This is a genomic window from Enterobacter sp. T1-1 (assembly GCF_000710795.1).
Taxonomy (GTDB): Bacteria; Pseudomonadota; Gammaproteobacteria; order Enterobacterales; family Enterobacteriaceae; genus Enterobacter; species Enterobacter cloacae.
The window spans coordinates 41,381-57,641 of sequence record NZ_JALW01000044.1 but is presented as its reverse complement, the minus strand read 5'-3'; the positions used below and the strand labels follow the sequence as shown (position 1 = coordinate 57,641).

Genomic DNA, 16,261 nt, shown 5'->3' with positions numbered 1-16,261 from the left:
AGTGAAGGACTTTCATGATCGAGATAAAACACCTGAAAACGCTACAAGCGTTGCGAAACTGCGGTTCTCTCGCGGCGGCGGCGGCCTCACTGCACCAGACTCAGTCCGCCCTTTCTCACCAGTTCAGCGATCTGGAACAACGTCTCGGCTTTCGTCTTTTTGTGCGTAAGAGCCAGCCGCTGCGCTTTACCCCCCAGGGCGAGATCCTCCTGCAGCTGGCAAATCAGGTGCTGCCGCAGATTGCCAGCGCGCTTCAGTCCTGCAATGAGCCGCAGCAAACTAAATTGCGTATCGCCATTGAGTGCCACAGCTGTATTCAGTGGCTGACCCCCGCGCTTGAGAACTTCCGCCAGAAGTGGCCGCAGGTAGAAATGGACTTTACCTCCGGCGTGACGTTTGACCCGCAGCCGTCACTCCAGCAGGGCGAGCTGGATCTGGTGATGACGTCAGACATTCTGCCGCGTAGCGGCCTGCATTATTCGCCAATGTTCGATTATGAGGTGCGTCTGGTGCTGGCACCGGATCATCCGCTGGCCAGCAAGACGCGTATCACCCCGGAAGACCTGGCGACTGAAACGCTGCTGATATACCCGGTGCAGCGCAGTCGCCTGGATATCTGGCGCCATTTCCTGCAGCCGGCGGGCATCAGCCCACAGCTGAAAAGCGTGGATAATACGTTGCTGTTGATTCAGATGGTTGCCGCCAGAATGGGCATCGCGGCGCTGCCGCACTGGGTGGTAGAGAGTTTTGAACGCCAGGGCCTGGTGGTCACCAAAACCCTGGGAGAAGGACTGTGGAGCCGGCTGTACGCCGCCGTGCGCGATGGCGAGCAGCGTCAGCCGATCACGGAAGCGTTTATTCGCTCAACGCGGAACCACGCGTGCGACCATCTTCCGTTTGTGCGGAGCGCGGAGCGACCCAACGGCGATGTACCCACAGCGAAGCCAGGATCACCGCTCCCCCAATAAGGAAACTCGGCCAGTGGGGCTGTTGCTGCCAGATAGCAAGGTTTACCAGTAGCCCCGCGGGCACGTGCACGTTGTTCATGATACCCAGCGTACCGGCGTCTACCTGAGTTGCGCCGTAGTTCCACATGAAGTACCCCAGCCCCGAGGCCACCACGCCCAGCCAGACCAGAATGCCCCACTGCACGGCGGTGGTAGGTAATTTTTGCGGGTTACCCAGCATAAACCAGGCCACGACCGCGACCACCGCCGCCCCCATATAGAACCAGGCAAACGCGTTGTGCTGTGGCATCGGGCGGGTTTCCATCAGACGCTTGTAGCCCACCATACCAATAGCGAAGCTGATGTTTGCTAACTGCACGAACATCAGGCCGGTCCAGAAGTGATCGCTCACTTTATCGTAGCGAATAATCGCCGCGCCAATCACCGCCAGCGCTGCGCTCAACAGATAGCCCCAACGCAGACGACGCCTGCTGAGCAGGTCGTAAATCAGCGTGATATAGAGCGGCGTCAGCACTGTAAAGAGCAGAAACTCCGAGACGGACAGGTAGATATACGCCCGAAAGCTAAACAGATACATGATGCCGAGCTGCATCGCCCCCACCAGCATATACAGCAAAACGGTTTGCAGGGATTGTCCGCGCGTACGCAAAAAGGGCAGGAACACCAGCGCCGCCAGCCCCACGCGCATCAGCACCGAGAAATAGCTGTCGACCGATCCGGCAAGGTATTCGCCAATCAGGCTAAAGGAGAAGGCCCACAGGATAGTGGTGATAATGAGTAGCGCCACAATGCTTGTCTCTCAGAAAGAAGGAGAGGCATTGTAGCGAACTCTTTAGTTGACAACTGAGCAATAAACAACCAAATGAAGATTATTCAAGGAACAGCTTGCGCAGATATTTTGGTACCGCATTGTCTGCGTTGGTGCCGATCACTTCCAGCTCCGGGTGCAGGTCTTTCAGGCGCTGGTGCGCGTTCTGCATGATGCAGCCTTTACCCGCCATCGAGAGCATCTCAGCATCGTTCATGCCATCACCAAAGGCGATACAGTCTTTCAGCTCAAAGCCCATGCGTTTGGCCACCGCTTCCAGAGCGTGCCCCTTGGAAACGCCACCCGCCATCACTTCCAGGCAGGTCAGCGTGGAGAAGCTTACGTTGACGCGATCGCCCCAGCGGGCGTTGATCGCCTGCTCCAGCGGCAGCAGTTCTTCGTGACTTTCGCAGGTAAAGAAGACTTTGCTGATCCCTTCCGGCTCGAGCAGACCTGGCTCATACAGGGAGTAGTTAAACACCGCTTCTTTGAAGAAGCGCATCTCTTCCGGACGGTGGCGGTTCATGAACCAGTCATCGTCGCGGTAAACGTTCGTGACGATAGCCGGATTATTGTGCACCACACCGAACAGATCGGCGGCAATATCGCGATCCAGGTTGTGGGTAAAGATCAGATTGCCATCGGTGTCGTGAACACGCGCACCGTTGGAGGTGATCATGTACGATTTAATCTCAAGATTATCGCGGATCTGCCCCACATCCACGTGGTGGCGCCCGGTGGCAAACACAAAGTGCACGCCACGGGCAGTCAGCAGCTTTAAGGTCTCTTTCGCGTACGGCGACAGGGTGTGGTCGGGGGAAAGCAGCGTGCCATCTAAATCAGATGCAACAACCTGGTACATAGGAAAATTTAACCTCAATAGAAAATCAGTTATGCCGGTCGAAAAACTCGACGATGGCGTTAAGCGCGACTGAGCGCATAGCGTCCTTTTCAAAAAGGATCTCATGGTACGCGCCGTTGATGACCAGTGGTTTACCCCCTTCACAAGGGTGACCGGCGGCAGCGCGCAGTTCACAAAAACGGTCATGCATGCGGTTATCCACCACACGCTCTTCTTCAGCCTGAATCAGGAGTGTCGGCGTGTCATCATCACCAACGCCCGCCAGAACCTGCTCCCCTGCATGTATCCCCTCCCGCACCCAGTGCCAGGTGGGGCCGCCAACGCGCAAGCGAGGCTCATCGGCATAGAAGCGCAGGTTGCGGCGATAACGCTGACGGCTATGGGTTAAGACGTTGAGGGCAAACGGCAAAGCCCGCCAGCGCCCTGTTCCGATGGCGTAGCCTTCACGAATGCGCTGATGGCCCTCAGCCCAGTCGAGAAGATGGCGCACCATCCAGTCCGGAAAACGTATCACAATGCCATACATCGGCGCGGTCAGCGCAATGGCATCGCACTGGTGATCGTAGCGCTGCAAAAAGAGCGTAGAGATCGCGCCGCCCATGGAGTGCGCAAGAATATAGCGCTTACGCCACGGGCCGGGCTGCACTTCCTGCTGCCAGAAGGCGGCAAGATCGTCGACATAATCGCTGAAGTTATCTACGTGGCCACGATGGGTATCCGGCAACATTCGACCGGAAAGCCCCTGCCCGCGATGGTCGATAATTAACACGTCAAAACCCAGATGGAACAGGTCGTACGCCAGCTCGGCATATTTGATGTAGCTTTCGATACGCCCGGGGCAGACCACAATCACCCGGTCATTTTTTTCATCACGGAAACGAACAAAGCGTACCGGGATATTCCCGACGCCCGTAAACTCATCTTCCTCACGCTGACGCCAGAAATCGGTCAGCGGCCCCATGGAGAAAGCAGCAAATGCGTTTTCTCGTGTTTCCCAGTCCTTTTTCTGCTGCAACATCGGGTTTCCACCCCCCGTCATTCAGGGAATATCGTTTTTTTCGTAAATGGTCACAAAATGACTCAACAATAGCGTATTGTGGCATAAAAACAGACGATTCGGGAGTTTCAAATGACCTTCGAGTGGTGGTTCGCTTACCTGCTGACATCCATCATCCTCAGCCTGTCACCGGGTTCGGGGGCAATTAATACCATGACAACCTCCATCAACCACGGTTATCGCGGAGCGGCAGCATCCATTGCCGGTTTGCAAACCGGACTGGGGATTCACATTGTGCTGGTGGGCGTGGGTTTAGGGACGCTCTTCTCCCGCTCGGTGCTGGCATTTGAAGTGCTGAAATGGGCCGGTGCGGCGTATCTGATTTGGCTCGGCATTCAGCAATGGCGCGCAGCAGGCTCAATTGACCTCAACACTCTTGCCCGGACGCAAACGCGCGGTCGCCTGTTTAAGCGGGCGGTGTTTGTGAATCTGACCAACCCAAAAAGCATCGTTTTTCTGGCTGCCCTGTTCCCGCAGTTTATCGTCCCGCATCAGCCGCAGGTCATGCAGTACGTAGTCCTGGGCGTGACCACCATTGTTGTCGATATTATTGTGATGATTGGCTACGCGACGCTGGCGCAGCGGATTGCAGCATGGATTAAAGGGCCTAAGCAAATGAAGGCCCTGAACAAAGTGTTTGGTTCGCTGTTTATGCTGGTTGGCGCGCTGCTTGCGTCAGCGCGTCATGCTTAGCGAGAGATAATAAGATGGATACCAAAGCCGGCGAACAGCGCGCCGGCGAAGCCGTCAATCCACTTCGCGATGCGCTGATAGCCACGGCGCATCGCCGGTAAGGCAAACAGGCTGGCAACAACGGTGAACCACGCAAACGTCTCAACCACAATCAGCAGGAAGATACCCCAGCGTGCACCCGCCCCCACGCTGTCGCCCACGAACAGGGAGAAGACGGAACCGAAATAGATAATCGCTTTCGGGTTCGCCAGGTTGGTCAGCAGCCCTTTCACAAAGCTACGGCCGCCCGTTGCCAGCTCAACTTTTGGCTCTTGCGGTTTTTTCTCTTCTTTCTTCAACGCTCCGCGCAGCATCTGGTAGCCCATCCAGCACAGGTACAGACCGCCACCGACCATGATGATGTTATGCAGCCACGCCATCTTCGCCAGGATCAGGTTCAGGCCAAGCAGCGCCACGGCCGCCCAGACCATAACCCCCATAGTAATACCCAACACCCCCATCATGGCTTCTTTGCGGGAGCGGCTGACGGCGGTTTGTGACACGAAGAAAAAGTCAGGGCCCGGGCTCATCAGCGCAACAATGTGCACCAACGCCACGGTAAGAAATAGCATTAACATAATTCGCTCGCGGGGAAATAATTCAGTGAGTCATCATCCTGGCACTTTTTTGCGCGGCTGACTACTCCTCATCATCACCATCGACATGTGAACGGATGAGCGCCATGAATTCTTTACCAAAGCGCTCCAGCTTGCGCGTGCCCACGCCGTTGACGCTGAGCATTTCGCTGGCGCTGAGCGGCATCTGCTCGGCCATCTCGATCAGCGTCGCGTCGTTGAAGACCACATATGGTGGAATGTTCTCTTCATCGGCAATCGCTTTACGCAGCTTGCGCAGTTTGGCAAACAGCTTGCGGTCGTAGTTGCCGCCGTAGGATTTCTGCATCACCCGCGGTTTCAGGGCAACTACGCGCGGCACGGCGAGCTTGAGTTCAACATCCCCACGCAGCACCGGGCGCGCGGCTTCGGTGAGCTGAAGCGCGGAGTGCTGGGCAATGTTCTGTGTGGCAAAACCGAGGTGAATCAACTGACGAATAATGCTGACCCAATGCTCGTGGCTCTGGTCTTTGCCAATACCGTAGACAGGCAGCTTATCGTGGCCCATGTCGCGGATACGCTGGTTATTGGCGCCGCGCAGCACTTCCACCACGTAGCCCATCCCGAAGCGCTGATTAACACGGTATATGGTCGAAAGCGCCTTACGCGCGTCCATCAGGCCATCGTACTGCTTTGGCGGGTCGAGACAGATATCGCAGTTGCCGCACGGCTCCTGACGCCCTTCACCAAAGTAGTTGAGCAGCACCAGACGGCGGCAGGTCTGCGCTTCCGCAAACGCGCCCATGGCGTTGAGTTTGTGGCGCTCGATATCCTGCAGCTGTCCCTGCGGTTTCTCTTCCAGGCAGCGGCGCAGCCACGCCATATCGGCCGGATCGTAAAACAGCATCGCTTCCGCAGGCAGGCCATCACGGCCGGCGCGGCCGGTTTCCTGGTAGTAGGATTCGATATTTCGCGGAATGTCGAAGTGCACCACAAAGCGGACGTTGGGCTTGTTAATGCCCATGCCGAACGCCACCGTCGCCACCACAATCTGCAGGTCATCACGCTGGAATTTTTCCTGCACGTCGGCGCGGATGTGGTTTTCTAACCCGGCATGATAGGCCGCCGCGCTAAAGCCGCGGTTTTGCAGACGCGCAGCGGTGTCTTCCACCTTCGCGCGGCTGTTGCAGTAAATGATGCCTGACTTGCCGCGTTGCTCCTGCACATAGCGCAGAAGCTGATCCAGCGGCTTGAATTTTTCCATCAGCATATAGCGGATGTTCGGGCGGTCGAAGCTGCTGACCTGGATCAGCGGGTCGTTCAGCCCCAGCAGGCGGACGATATCCAGCCGCGTGGTGTCATCTGCCGTGGCGGTCAGCGCCATAAACGGCAGTTCAGGGAAGCGCTGACGCAGCTGACCAAGTGCCGCATATTCCGGGCGGAAATCGTGGCCCCACTGCGAGATACAGTGTGCTTCATCAACGGCCAGCAGAACGGGATTCCAGTGCGCCAGATGGTCGAGGAAGTTATCCAGCATCAGACGTTCTGGTGCGATATACAGCAAGCGAACCTGTCCGGTACGGCAACCGGCCATCACCTCTTGCTGCTGCTCGCGGGTTTGCGTGGAGTTAAGACAGGCCGCCGCCACGCCGTTGGCGAGCAGCTGGTCAACCTGGTCTTTCATCAGAGAAATCAGCGGCGATACCACGACCGTCAGGCCATTAAGTACCAGCGCGGGCACCTGATAACAGAGCGATTTACCGCCACCGGTCGGCATTACCACCAGGCAATCACGGCCTTCCAGCACGGTTTCAATGATGGTTTCCTGGCCAGGACGGAACTGCTGGTAGCCAAAGGTTTCATGCAAAACCTGTTTAGCCAGCGACTCCTGATTCAATACTTCCGCCTGCGCCACGTTAACCCCATATGCCAGAAATGAAACAGGCGCTATTTTCAGCGCCTGAGAGAGAAACTTCAACGTTTAACGCAAAAACATTCGAGCGTCTTAGAAAATATCGTTCAGCATTACGCCGACACCCACGCGGGTCTGATTGAAGTTGTAATCGATGAGCGACTCGCCGTAACCGCTGTAGACCTGTGTATAGATACGCACGTGTTTGGTCATCGGGTAGCTTAAGCCCACTTCTGCGCCGCCGTAACCGGTGTTCCAGTTGTACTGGCCCCTGGCGCTCAGCACCGCATCACCCAGCTGATAGCCAATCCTGAGCTGATAGTAGCCCATATATTTGGTGATATCCGGGTTGTCATCGGTGCTGCCCACCACGTACCACGGCTTCACTTCCACCATCATATTACCGTTTTGCGCCATCAGGCGCGTATAGGCGCGGTTCCAGCTACGTGAGGTTGGATCGGAACGGCCGTTGGAGTCATGGTTGAAGCCCACTTCAACGTCACGCAATGTCCAGCCTGCAAACTCATAATCCGTGGCGAACCCCAGGAACAGCTGGGGCTCATAGTTGGTTTCACGGAACGGTGAAGATTCACCGCTGTTGGAAAGCTGCCACCAGGATTTCTGGGTATAAGATGCACCGAGAACCGAATTCGGCCCCAGAATGCCGCGCCAGAACGGAAACGCGAGGCTGAGCTGATATTTCACCTCATCTTTGCGCGCATTCTCAGCCCAGTCATAGGAGCGAATCGCCTCTTTGTTGAGATCGCTGGTCCAGGTATAGAGCACATAGTTGGTGTCGTACGGGTAGAGCGTGAAGGGATTATCATGCTCCTGCAGCAGGTTAGCGATAATGCTACCGCGAACTGCTGGCGTATCATGCACCTCTTTGACTGTCGCTTCCTGCGCATAGGCTGTGAGGGGCAGCGCAACCGCTGCCAGTAACCCTGCCAGATACGTCCGCATCGGTGGTGTTCTCCTGCAAAATGTTAAATGATCTGAATCGTTATATGGCGCACATTCTACAGACTTCTGCAGCAACTGCTGCATCCTCGTTTCTGAAAGTGGCATTCTTGCCTGTCCGGGCATAAAATCAACATTTTATTAACATTAAGGATGTGATGTCTCATGTCAGCCATGCTAACCGCCGAAGAAGCGTTAAAACTCGTGGGCGAGATTTTTGTTTACCATATGCCATTTAACCGCGCGCTGGGACTGGAGCTGGAGCGTTACGAAAAAGACTTTGCCCAGCTCAGTTTTAACAACCAGCCGATGATGGTAGGCAACTGGGCACAGAGCATTTTACATGGCGGAGTGATTGCCTCCGCGCTGGACGTGGCTGCAGGGCTGGTATGTGTTGGCAGCACCCTGACGCGCCATGACACCATCAACGAAGACGAGCTGCGTCAGCGTTTATCCCGCATGGGTACCATCGATTTACGCGTCGATTATCTGCGACCCGGGCGCGGAAACCGCTTCACCTGCAGCAGCAGCCTGCTCCGTGCGGGTAATAAGGTCGCCGTGGCGCGTGTTGAATTGCATAACGAAGAACAACTTTATATCGCCAGCGCAACCGCCACTTATATGGTGGGTTGAAGCTGAAAAATCGGGTAAAGTTAATTCACTTTTTTGTCACGGATTTTCCCGATGGATGCTAAACAGACGCGGCAGGGCGTGTTACTCGCCCTTGCCGCTTATTTTATTTGGGGTGTCGCACCCGCCTACTTTAAATTTATCGCTTACGTACCGGCTGATGAGATCCTCACTCACCGCGTCATCTGGTCCTTCTTCTTCATGATCGCGCTGATGAGCGTTAGTCGTCAGTGGTCTGGCGTCAAAACGCTGCTACAAACTCCGAAGAAGATCTTCCTGCTGGCACTCTCGGCAGTACTGATTGGCGGAAACTGGCTGCTGTTTATCTGGGCGGTGAATAATCATCATATGCTCGAAGCGAGTCTGGGCTACTTTATTAACCCGCTGGTGAATATTGTGCTGGGGATGATTTTTCTCGGCGAGCGCTTCCGCCGGATGCAGTGGCTGGCGGTGATCCTCGCCTTCTGCGGCGTGCTGGTTCAGCTGTGGACCTTCGGTTCACTGCCTGTTATTGCGCTGGGGCTGGCGTTCAGCTTTGCGTTCTACGGGCTGGTGCGTAAGAAGATTGCCGTGGAAGCGCAAACCGGCATGCTGTTTGAAACCCTGTGGCTGTTGCCGGTGGCCGCTATCTATCTGTTCGGCATTGCCGACAGCCCGACCAGCCACATGGGCAGCAACCCGTGGTCCCTGAATGTAATGCTGATGGCCGCAGGCGTGGTGACGACCATCCCACTGCTCTGCTTTACCGGTGCGGCAACGCGCCTGCGTCTGTCCACGCTGGGCTTTTTCCAGTACATCGGCCCGACGCTGATGTTCCTGCTGGCGGTGGTGTTTTACGGCGAAGTGCCGGGTGCGGATAAGATGGTGACGTTCGCGTTTATCTGGGTGGCGCTGGCGATTTTTGTCGCTGATGCGATTTATACCCAGCGCCGGGTGCGTAAAGGGCTGTGATTTTCCCCCTCCCGGTGGGAGAGGGAATTCGATCGTAGGGCGGGTAAGCGCAGCGCCACCCGCCAGATTTTTACAGCCAGTTCCTGCGCTTGAAATAGAGATACGGCGCCAGCCCGGCGAGGATCATAAAGATAATCGCCCCCGGATAGCCGAAACTCCACTTCAGCTCTGGCATAAACTCAAAGTTCATCCCATAGCTGGATGCCACCAGCGTCGGCGGCAGGAACACAACGGATACCACCGAGAAGATCTTGATAATGCGGTTCTGCTCGATGTTGATAAAGCCCATCGCCGCCTGCATCAGGAAGTTGACCTTCTGGAACAGTGATTCGTTGTGCGGCAGCAGGGATTCGATATCGCGCAGGATCTCACGCGCCTGTTCCAGCTGGCCGCCCGGCAGACGCGCCTTGCGCACCAGGAAGTTCAGCGCGCGCTGGGTATCCATCAGACACAGACGCACCTTCCAGCCGATATCTTCCAGCTCCGCCAGCGTGGAGAGCGCTTCGTCGTATTCATCGCCCTGATGGCCTTCCATGATGACGCGGCTAAGTTTTTCCAGATCGCTGTAGATGTTTTCAATCTCATCTGCCAGCTGCTCAATTTTGGTTTCGAACAGATCGAGCAGCAATTCGTAAGCATTGCCGTCCACCATCGCCTGGCTGCGGGCGCGCATACGGTAGAGACGAAACGCCGGCAGTTCGCGCTCGCGCAGGGTAAACAGGCGACCGTCGCGAATGGTAAATGCCACGGTGGAGTTCCCCGCGTGGTCTTCGGCATCTTCAAAGAAGAAGAAGGAGTGAATGTGCAGGCCGTCTTCGTCTTCAAAAAAACGTGCGGATGCTTCGATGTCTTCCAGTTCCGGGCGAGTGGCCAGACTCTGCCCCAGCTCAGATTGTACGCGCAGGCGTTCATCGTCGTCCGGCTCGACCAGATCCACCCATACGGCATCAATGAGGGGCTGTGACTCTTCGGCTTCAAGCCGAGTCAGTCGGTTATTTTCGAGTTGAAATGCGCTCAACATGACCGGGACTCCCAATGCAAAAAATATCGGACAGTTCGGTGGGCACACAGAAACAAATTGGGTTTCAGACCATTAAACAGCCTGACTCAGCGCGACGGGAATAATGCAGGTCGCTGACAACCACTAAGGCCATCAGCAAGAGGAGATAGCCTTAGGAGTTGTTCCTGGATGACAGGGAATTGAGCCAGTATCTACTGGGTGTGTCCAAGGCGAATGTCCTCTTAGCGTAATCGTGCGCGCATGTTACGCCAGCAGCAACTGTGGCGTCAACACGCAACGAAACGCTGAAGGGCATTAATTGACCTTCAACGTATAAGGCTAGCAGATTATTACAAAATAATGATATTTTTCTGAAAGTTACACTGCTTCCAGCTTGGCATACGCGGCCACCAGCCATTTGATCCCCTGCCCCTGGAACGCCACCTGCAGGCGACTGTGCTCGCCGCTGCCTTCCAGATTGACGATGGTGCCTTCGCCAAACTTCGAATGGCGCACGCGCTGGCCCAGCTTGTAGCCAGTGTCGGTTTCCGCAATCGGCGAGCCCATCCGCTGATGGCTGACCGGGCGGCTGATACTGGCACGCAGACGAACCTCTTCGACACACTCTTCCGGCAATTCGCCGATAAAGCGCGACGGACGGTGATAGACCTCTTTACCGTACAAACGGCGGGTTTCAGCGTAGGTCAGCGTCAGCTTCTGCATCGCTCGCGTCACGCCTACGTAAGCCAGACGGCGCTCCTCTTCCAGACGCCCGCCTTCATCCAGCGACATCTGGCTCGGGAACATGCCCTCTTCCATGCCGACGATAAACACCTGCGGGAATTCGAGGCCTTTGGCAGAGTGCAGGGTCATCAGTTGAACCGCATCCTGCCAGGTATCCGCCTGCCCTTCGCCCGCTTCCAGCGCGGCGTGAGAAAGGAACGCCTGCAGCGGCATCAGGTCTTCGTCTTCTTCGTTGTAGCTGAACTGGCGCGTTGCCGTCACCAGTTCCTCTAAGTTCTCAATACGGGTCTGGCCCTTCTCGCCTTTCTCCTGCTCGTACATGGTGCGCAGGCCGGAGTCTTTGATCACCCGGTCAGTCTGCACGTGCAGCGGCATGTCGGCGGTTTCCTGCGCCAGCGCGTCAATTAATTCCAGGAAGCGCTGCAGCGCGCTGGCAGCGCGTCCGGCGAGGGCTTTTTCCTGCAACAGCTCGCGGCACGCCTGCCAGAGCGTAAGCTGGCGATCGCGCGAGGCCTGACGCACCACGTCCAGCGTTCGGTCACCAATGCCGCGGGTTGGCGTATTCACCACACGTTCAAATGCCGCATCGTCGTTTCGGTTAGCGATCAGGCGCAGATACGAGAGCGCGTCTTTGATCTCCTGACGTTCGAAGAAGCGCATGCCGCCGTAGATACGGTACGGCATGCTCACCTGCAGCAGCGCCTCTTCCAGCACGCGCGACTGGGCGTTGCTGCGGTAGAGAATGGCGCACTGTTCCAGCGCGCCACCGTTGTCCTGCCAGGTTTTGATGCGGTTCACCACGAAACGTGCTTCGTCGAGCTCGTTGAAGGCGCAGTAAATCGAAATCGGCTCACCGTCGACCCCATCGGTCCACAGCTTTTTACCCAGGCGCCCGTTGTTGTTTTCAATCAGGGCGTTGGCCGCGCTGAGGATATTGCTGGTCGAGCGGTAGTTCTGCTCCAGACGGATAGTTTCGGCGCCGGGGAAGTCGTTGAGGAAGCGCTGAATGTTTTCCACCTGCGCGCCACGCCAGCCGTAGATGGACTGGTCATCATCGCCTACGATCATCACCTTGCCGGTATCCCCGGCCAGCAGGCGGATCCAGGCGTACTGGATGTTGTTGGTATCCTGGAATTCGTCCACCAGGATATTAGTGAAGCGTTCACGGTAGTGCTGCAGGATATGCGGTTTGTTCAGCCACAGCTCGTGGGCGCGCAGCAACAGTTCGGCAAAGTCCACCAGCCCGGCGCGGTCACACGCTTCCTGGTAGGCCTTGTAAACGTTCTGCCAGGTCTGCTCCACCGGATTGCCAAAGCTCTGAATATGGTGCGGGCGCAACCCTTCGTCTTTCTGGCCGTTGATGTACCACATCGCCTGACGCGGCGGCCACTGTTTCTCGTCGAGATTCATCGCCTTAATCAGGCGTTTCAGCAGACGGAGCTGGTCTTCACTGTCGAGGATCTGGAAATCCTGCGGCAGATTGGCGTCCATATGGTGCGCACGCAGCAGACGGTGCGCCAGACCGTGGAAGGTGCCGACCCACATGCCGCCCTGGCTGGTGCCCATCAGTTGGGCAATACGGTGGCGCATCTCCGCCGCCGCCTTGTTGGTGAACGTGACCGCCATGATGGAGTACGGAGAGCAGTTTTCCACGCTCTGCAGCCAGGCGATACGGTGAACCAGCACGCGCGTCTTACCACTGCCCGCCCCAGCCAGCACCAGCAGGTTGGTACGCGAGGCGGCAACCGCGTCACGCTGTTTGTCATTAAGGCTGTCGAGCAGGTAAGAAACGTCCATTGGCACCGTCACATAGTATTCAGGAACACAGCAAAGCGCCCGGTGGCGCTTTGCTTACCGGGCCTACAACTGCAAAAACCCTGGTAATTTATACAATATTACTGGTGATTATATCAGCGTCGTGAGGGATGCCAACCGTGAAATTTCCAGGTGCGGCAGAAGACGGCTGTCCGGGGCGATCATCAGGTCCGTCTTTTCTGGCTTGATCCAGCAGGCCTGCATACCGCAGCGGATGGCACCCGCTACGTCTGTGGTCAGGTCATCACCCACATGCAACATTTCGCCGAGCGGCAGGTTCAGCTTCTCCGCCGCCAGATGATACATATCGTTAAACGGCTTCGAGCGCCCGTGCGGACCCGCCCGCAGCACAAATTCGAAGTAATCCCCCAGACCAAACAGCTCCGGCTGCGCATTGCCATTGGTGATGGCGACCAGCGGCCATTTTTCTGCCAGTTTTGCCAGGGTGTCGTGCGTTTCCTGCGGCACGTCGATACGGCTGCGCCATTTGGCGAAGTTTTCCATTGCGGCTTCAGCCCCGACGGCCGCATCCTGTGCGCTCAGCCCAGCGTTGAGCATCGCCTGCTCCACCGCACGGCGACGCCATTCGGTTACATCGTGATAAATATCCGGCTCGGTCTCACGCAGGGACTGGCGCAGCAGCTGAAAGTCCTTGTTCTGCATCGTCTTTAGCGCCGGATGGTAGTTCTGAACAAACGCCAGTGACTCCTGCTCAGTTCGCAGGATCACTTCACGGTTGTCATAAAGGGTGTCATCAAGATCAAAAGTCAGGGCTGAGATGTGACCCAGTGGGCGGTAAAAACGCATTATTTCCCCCGTTTGGCGCGTGGATGCGCCGCGTCATACACCGACGCAAGGTGTTGAAAGTCTAAGTGGGTATAGATTTGGGTGGTGGAGAGATTCGCGTGGCCGAGCAGCTCCTGCACGCCACGCAGATCGCCACTCGATTCCAGCATATGGGTGGCAAAGGAGTGGCGCAGCTTATGTGGATGTACGTGGCTGTTGAGCCCCTGCTTAATGCCCCACTCTGCAAAGCGTTTCTGCACGTTACGCGCCGAGATCCGCTTGCCGAGTTTCGACAGGAACAGCGCATCCTCCTCGGCGCCAAACAGCCCGCGCAGATCCAGCCAGTGCTCAATCCACGAGACGGCATTACGGCCAATCGGCAGGCGGCGCTCTTTGCTGCCCTTACCCATCACCCACACTTCGCCGGACTCCAGATCGAGATGTTTTAAATCGAGATTAACCAGTTCGGAAAGACGCAGACCCGCACCGTACATGACCTCCAGCATCGCGCGATCGCGCACGGCCAGCGGGTCGTTGAGGTCAATATCCAGCAGGCGGTTTACATCGTCGACGTCGATATTTTTCGGCAGGTGACGCGGGGCTTTCGGCGTGGCGATGCCTTTCGCCGGGTTGGCTTTTAAGCCGCCCTGGCTCACCAGCCAGTCGAAGAAACTGCGCAGCGCAGAAAGCCTGAGCGCCAGACTCGCCGGGCTTAGGTTTTTTTTACGGCTGCGCACAACAAACCCACGGACGGTCGCAGCGTCACATTGTTGCCAGCTTTTCAGGCCGATCTCATCGGCAATCTGCATGATGGCATCAAGCTGACGCTGATAGTTCAGCAGCGTAATGGGGCTTAGCTGACGTTCAACGCCCAGGTAGCGCAGAAAGCGCGAGACGTCAGTCGCGAGCAGGGCGTCCGTCATACACGTTCAATCCAGCGCTCCAGCAGCTCAGGCAGCATCAGGGCGATCTCCTGCAGCAGCTGCGTGCCTTGTCCCTGCTCGTAATGATGCGCGTCGCGGCTGGTAAATAACATCACCCCCAGATCGCCATCACGCCCCATCATCGACATCGCCACCGAGCCTATCGCTTTCGCCTCCGGCAGTACCACCAGCAGTTCCGGCCCGTTAAGCGGCCCAAGATAGTGATGTTCGTGGCCCAGACGCTGAATACGCAGGGGTTCAAACGCCTGGCGACTCAACGCCAGATGGGTAAAACCGGACGGCGCGCCAATGCGCCAGCGGTCAGGGAAAAGACGAATCGTTGCGCCAGCCAGCCCCAGTTCACGCGCCCAGCGGTGGAAGCGGCTGAGAAATTCTTCAAGGCTGTGCGCCGAGGCCAGACGCGCCTGCAGATGCAGAAGACGATAGAACAGGCTTTCGTTCGTGTTGGCCTGCTCCATCAGCAGCGTCATGTTCTCTTCAAGCTGACTGATGTGGTTGCGCGAGCGTGCCATGTGCCATTCGACCAGCGACACGGTCCCGCGAACCGGATGCGGCACACGCATCGCTTCGACGACGCGTGCATTGCGAATAAAAAACTCAGGATTGCGCAGCAGATAATCAACAACAGCCCTGTCGTCCAGTTCCGTCACCGTTTCCTGCAGTTCTTCCCCTGGTTGTTTCATAGATGGATAAACCCGTCATAGACATGTGCCGCCGGGCCAGTCATATACAGTGGATGACCCGGTCCTTTCCAGGCGATATCAAGACGACCGCCTGGCAACTCCACGCGAACCTCTTCGGCCAGTAACCCCTGAGAGATGCCGACGGCCACCGCAGCACAGGCACCGCTTCCGCAAGCCTGCGTTTCGCCCGCGCCGCGCTCGTACACGCGCAGACGGATATGCTCACGCTTCACCACCTGCATAAAACCGATATTCGCCCGTTCCGGGAAACGTTCATGGCTTTCCAGCACCGGACCCAGGGTTTCAACCGCGGCCGTTTCCACGTTATCGACCTGAATCACACAGTGTGGGTTGCCCATCGAGACGACGCCACACAATACTGTCTGCTCGGCCGCACGCATAATATAGGTCTTTTCCGCTTTGTTTGCGCGAAACGGCACCGCAGAAGGCTCGAAGTTTGGTTCGCCCATGTTCACGCGCACCAGCTCGTCATCGGTAACGCTGAGCACCATGCGGCCATTCGCCGTGCTGACTCGGATATCGCGTTTGTTGGTCAATCCTTTCAGGCGGACAAAGCGGGCAAAACAGCGCGCGCCGTTGCCGCACTGATTCACCTCGCTGCCATCCGCATTGAAAATACGGTAGTGGAAATCGAGGTCGGGATCGTACGGCGGTTCAACCACCAGCAGCTGATCGAACCCCACGCCCAGGTGTCGATCCGCCAGGCGGCGGATCAGTTCCGGGGAGAAAAAGACATTCTGCGTTACCGCGTCGACGACCATAAAATCGTTACCAAGGCCATGCATTTTAGAGAACTGCATCATTTGCTCCATTGCGCGGGTACAGAACGTGATC

The 16,261-nt window shown here is 56.8% G+C and carries 17 protein-coding genes; 4 read left to right on the top strand and 13 right to left on the bottom strand.

Annotation, left to right across the window (positions count from 1 at the left end):
• Positions 1–14 precede the first annotated feature (14 nt).
• Complete coding sequence (gene metR / locus AK59_RS0114805; RefSeq protein WP_013099245.1) at positions 15–968, top strand: HTH-type transcriptional regulator MetR; 954 nt, start codon at positions 15–17, stop codon at positions 966–968.
• Here metR and AK59_RS0114800 read toward each other — a convergent pair.
• The 3 genes from AK59_RS0114800 to pldB all read right to left on the bottom strand — a co-directional run bounded on the left by AK59_RS0114800 (position 856) and on the right by pldB (position 3,656).
• Complete coding sequence (locus AK59_RS0114800) at positions 856–1,755, bottom strand: carboxylate/amino acid/amine transporter (RefSeq protein WP_032618597.1); 900 nt, start codon at positions 1,753–1,755, stop codon at positions 856–858. The two genes, metR and AK59_RS0114800, sit on opposite strands and share 113 nt — an antisense overlap.
• 82 nt (positions 1,756–1,837) lie before the next feature.
• On the bottom strand, positions 1,838–2,638 hold the full coding sequence (yigL, locus tag AK59_RS0114795; protein WP_013099247.1) for a sugar/pyridoxal phosphate phosphatase YigL: 801 nt from the start codon (positions 2,636–2,638) through the stop codon (positions 1,838–1,840).
• A 25-nt stretch (positions 2,639–2,663) separates the two neighbouring features.
• Entirely contained in the window at positions 2,664–3,656 is a 993-nt protein-coding gene (pldB, locus tag AK59_RS0114790) for a lysophospholipase L2 (RefSeq protein WP_013099248.1), read from the bottom strand.
• Positions 3,657–3,767: 111 nt separating this feature from the next.
• On the opposite strand from pldB, the gene rhtB reads away from it, so the two are divergent.
• Positions 3,768–4,388, top strand: a complete 621-nt coding sequence (gene rhtB, locus AK59_RS0114785) for a homoserine/homoserine lactone efflux protein (protein ID WP_013099249.1) — start codon at positions 3,768–3,770, stop codon at positions 4,386–4,388.
• Here the strand turns inward: rhtB and rhtC are convergent.
• From rhtC to pldA, 3 genes are all read right to left on the bottom strand, one after another.
• A complete protein-coding gene (gene rhtC / locus AK59_RS0114780; RefSeq protein WP_014833703.1) occupies positions 4,385–5,005 on the bottom strand; it encodes a threonine export protein RhtC in 621 nt (206 codons plus the stop codon). The genes rhtB and rhtC overlap by 4 nt on opposite strands.
• A gap of 61 nt (positions 5,006–5,066) precedes the next feature.
• Positions 5,067–6,896 (bottom strand): ATP-dependent DNA helicase RecQ, encoded by a 1,830-nt coding sequence (gene recQ, locus AK59_RS0114775; protein ID WP_029883130.1) that lies wholly within the window; start codon positions 6,894–6,896, stop codon positions 5,067–5,069.
• Between the two features lie 90 nt (positions 6,897–6,986).
• Positions 6,987–7,856, bottom strand: coding sequence for a phospholipase A (gene pldA, locus AK59_RS0114770; protein WP_013099252.1), 870 nt, complete (start codon positions 7,854–7,856; stop codon positions 6,987–6,989).
• A 162-nt stretch (positions 7,857–8,018) separates the two neighbouring features.
• On the opposite strand from pldA, the gene yigI reads away from it, so the two are divergent.
• Positions 8,019–8,486, top strand: coding sequence for an acyl-CoA thioesterase YigI (yigI, locus tag AK59_RS0114765; RefSeq protein WP_013099253.1), 468 nt, complete (start codon positions 8,019–8,021; stop codon positions 8,484–8,486).
• Between the two features lie 51 nt (positions 8,487–8,537).
• The gene (gene rarD / locus AK59_RS0114760; RefSeq protein WP_029883129.1) at positions 8,538–9,434 is read left to right on the top strand and encodes an EamA family transporter RarD; all 897 of its coding nucleotides are present in this window, start codon (positions 8,538–8,540) and stop codon (positions 9,432–9,434) included.
• Positions 9,435–9,504: 70 nt separating this feature from the next.
• Here rarD and corA read toward each other — a convergent pair whose 3' ends face one another.
• The 7 genes from corA to dapF form a co-directional block, all read right to left on the bottom strand.
• Positions 9,505–10,455, bottom strand: coding sequence for a magnesium/cobalt transporter CorA (gene corA, locus AK59_RS0114755; RefSeq protein WP_008501540.1), 951 nt, complete (start codon positions 10,453–10,455; stop codon positions 9,505–9,507).
• A 151-nt stretch (positions 10,456–10,606) separates the two neighbouring features.
• Positions 10,607–10,663, bottom strand: a complete 57-nt coding sequence (ysgD, locus tag AK59_RS1000000125275) for a YsgD/CorL family protein (RefSeq protein ID WP_212743980.1) — start codon at positions 10,661–10,663, stop codon at positions 10,607–10,609.
• A 149-nt stretch (positions 10,664–10,812) separates the two neighbouring features.
• Positions 10,813–12,975 (bottom strand): DNA helicase II, encoded by a 2,163-nt coding sequence (gene uvrD / locus AK59_RS0114750; RefSeq protein WP_013099255.1) that lies wholly within the window; start codon positions 12,973–12,975, stop codon positions 10,813–10,815.
• Between the two features lie 108 nt (positions 12,976–13,083).
• Positions 13,084–13,800, bottom strand: a complete 717-nt coding sequence (gene yigB, locus AK59_RS0114745; protein WP_013099256.1) for a 5-amino-6-(5-phospho-D-ribitylamino)uracil phosphatase YigB — start codon at positions 13,798–13,800, stop codon at positions 13,084–13,086.
• The gene (gene xerC / locus AK59_RS0114740; protein WP_013099257.1) at positions 13,800–14,702 is read right to left on the bottom strand and encodes a tyrosine recombinase XerC; all 903 of its coding nucleotides are present in this window, start codon (positions 14,700–14,702) and stop codon (positions 13,800–13,802) included. The genes yigB and xerC overlap by 1 nt, the downstream gene beginning before the upstream one ends.
• Positions 14,699–15,406 (bottom strand): DUF484 domain-containing protein, encoded by a 708-nt coding sequence (locus tag AK59_RS0114735; RefSeq protein WP_023621549.1) that lies wholly within the window; start codon positions 15,404–15,406, stop codon positions 14,699–14,701. Before AK59_RS0114735 ends, xerC begins: the two co-directional genes overlap by 4 nt.
• Positions 15,403–16,227 carry a diaminopimelate epimerase gene (gene dapF / locus AK59_RS0114730; protein ID WP_013099259.1) on the bottom strand — a complete coding sequence of 275 codons (825 nt, stop codon included), beginning with the start codon at positions 16,225–16,227 and terminating at the stop codon, positions 15,403–15,405. The genes AK59_RS0114735 and dapF overlap by 4 nt, the downstream gene beginning before the upstream one ends.
• Positions 16,228–16,261 lie beyond the last annotated feature (34 nt).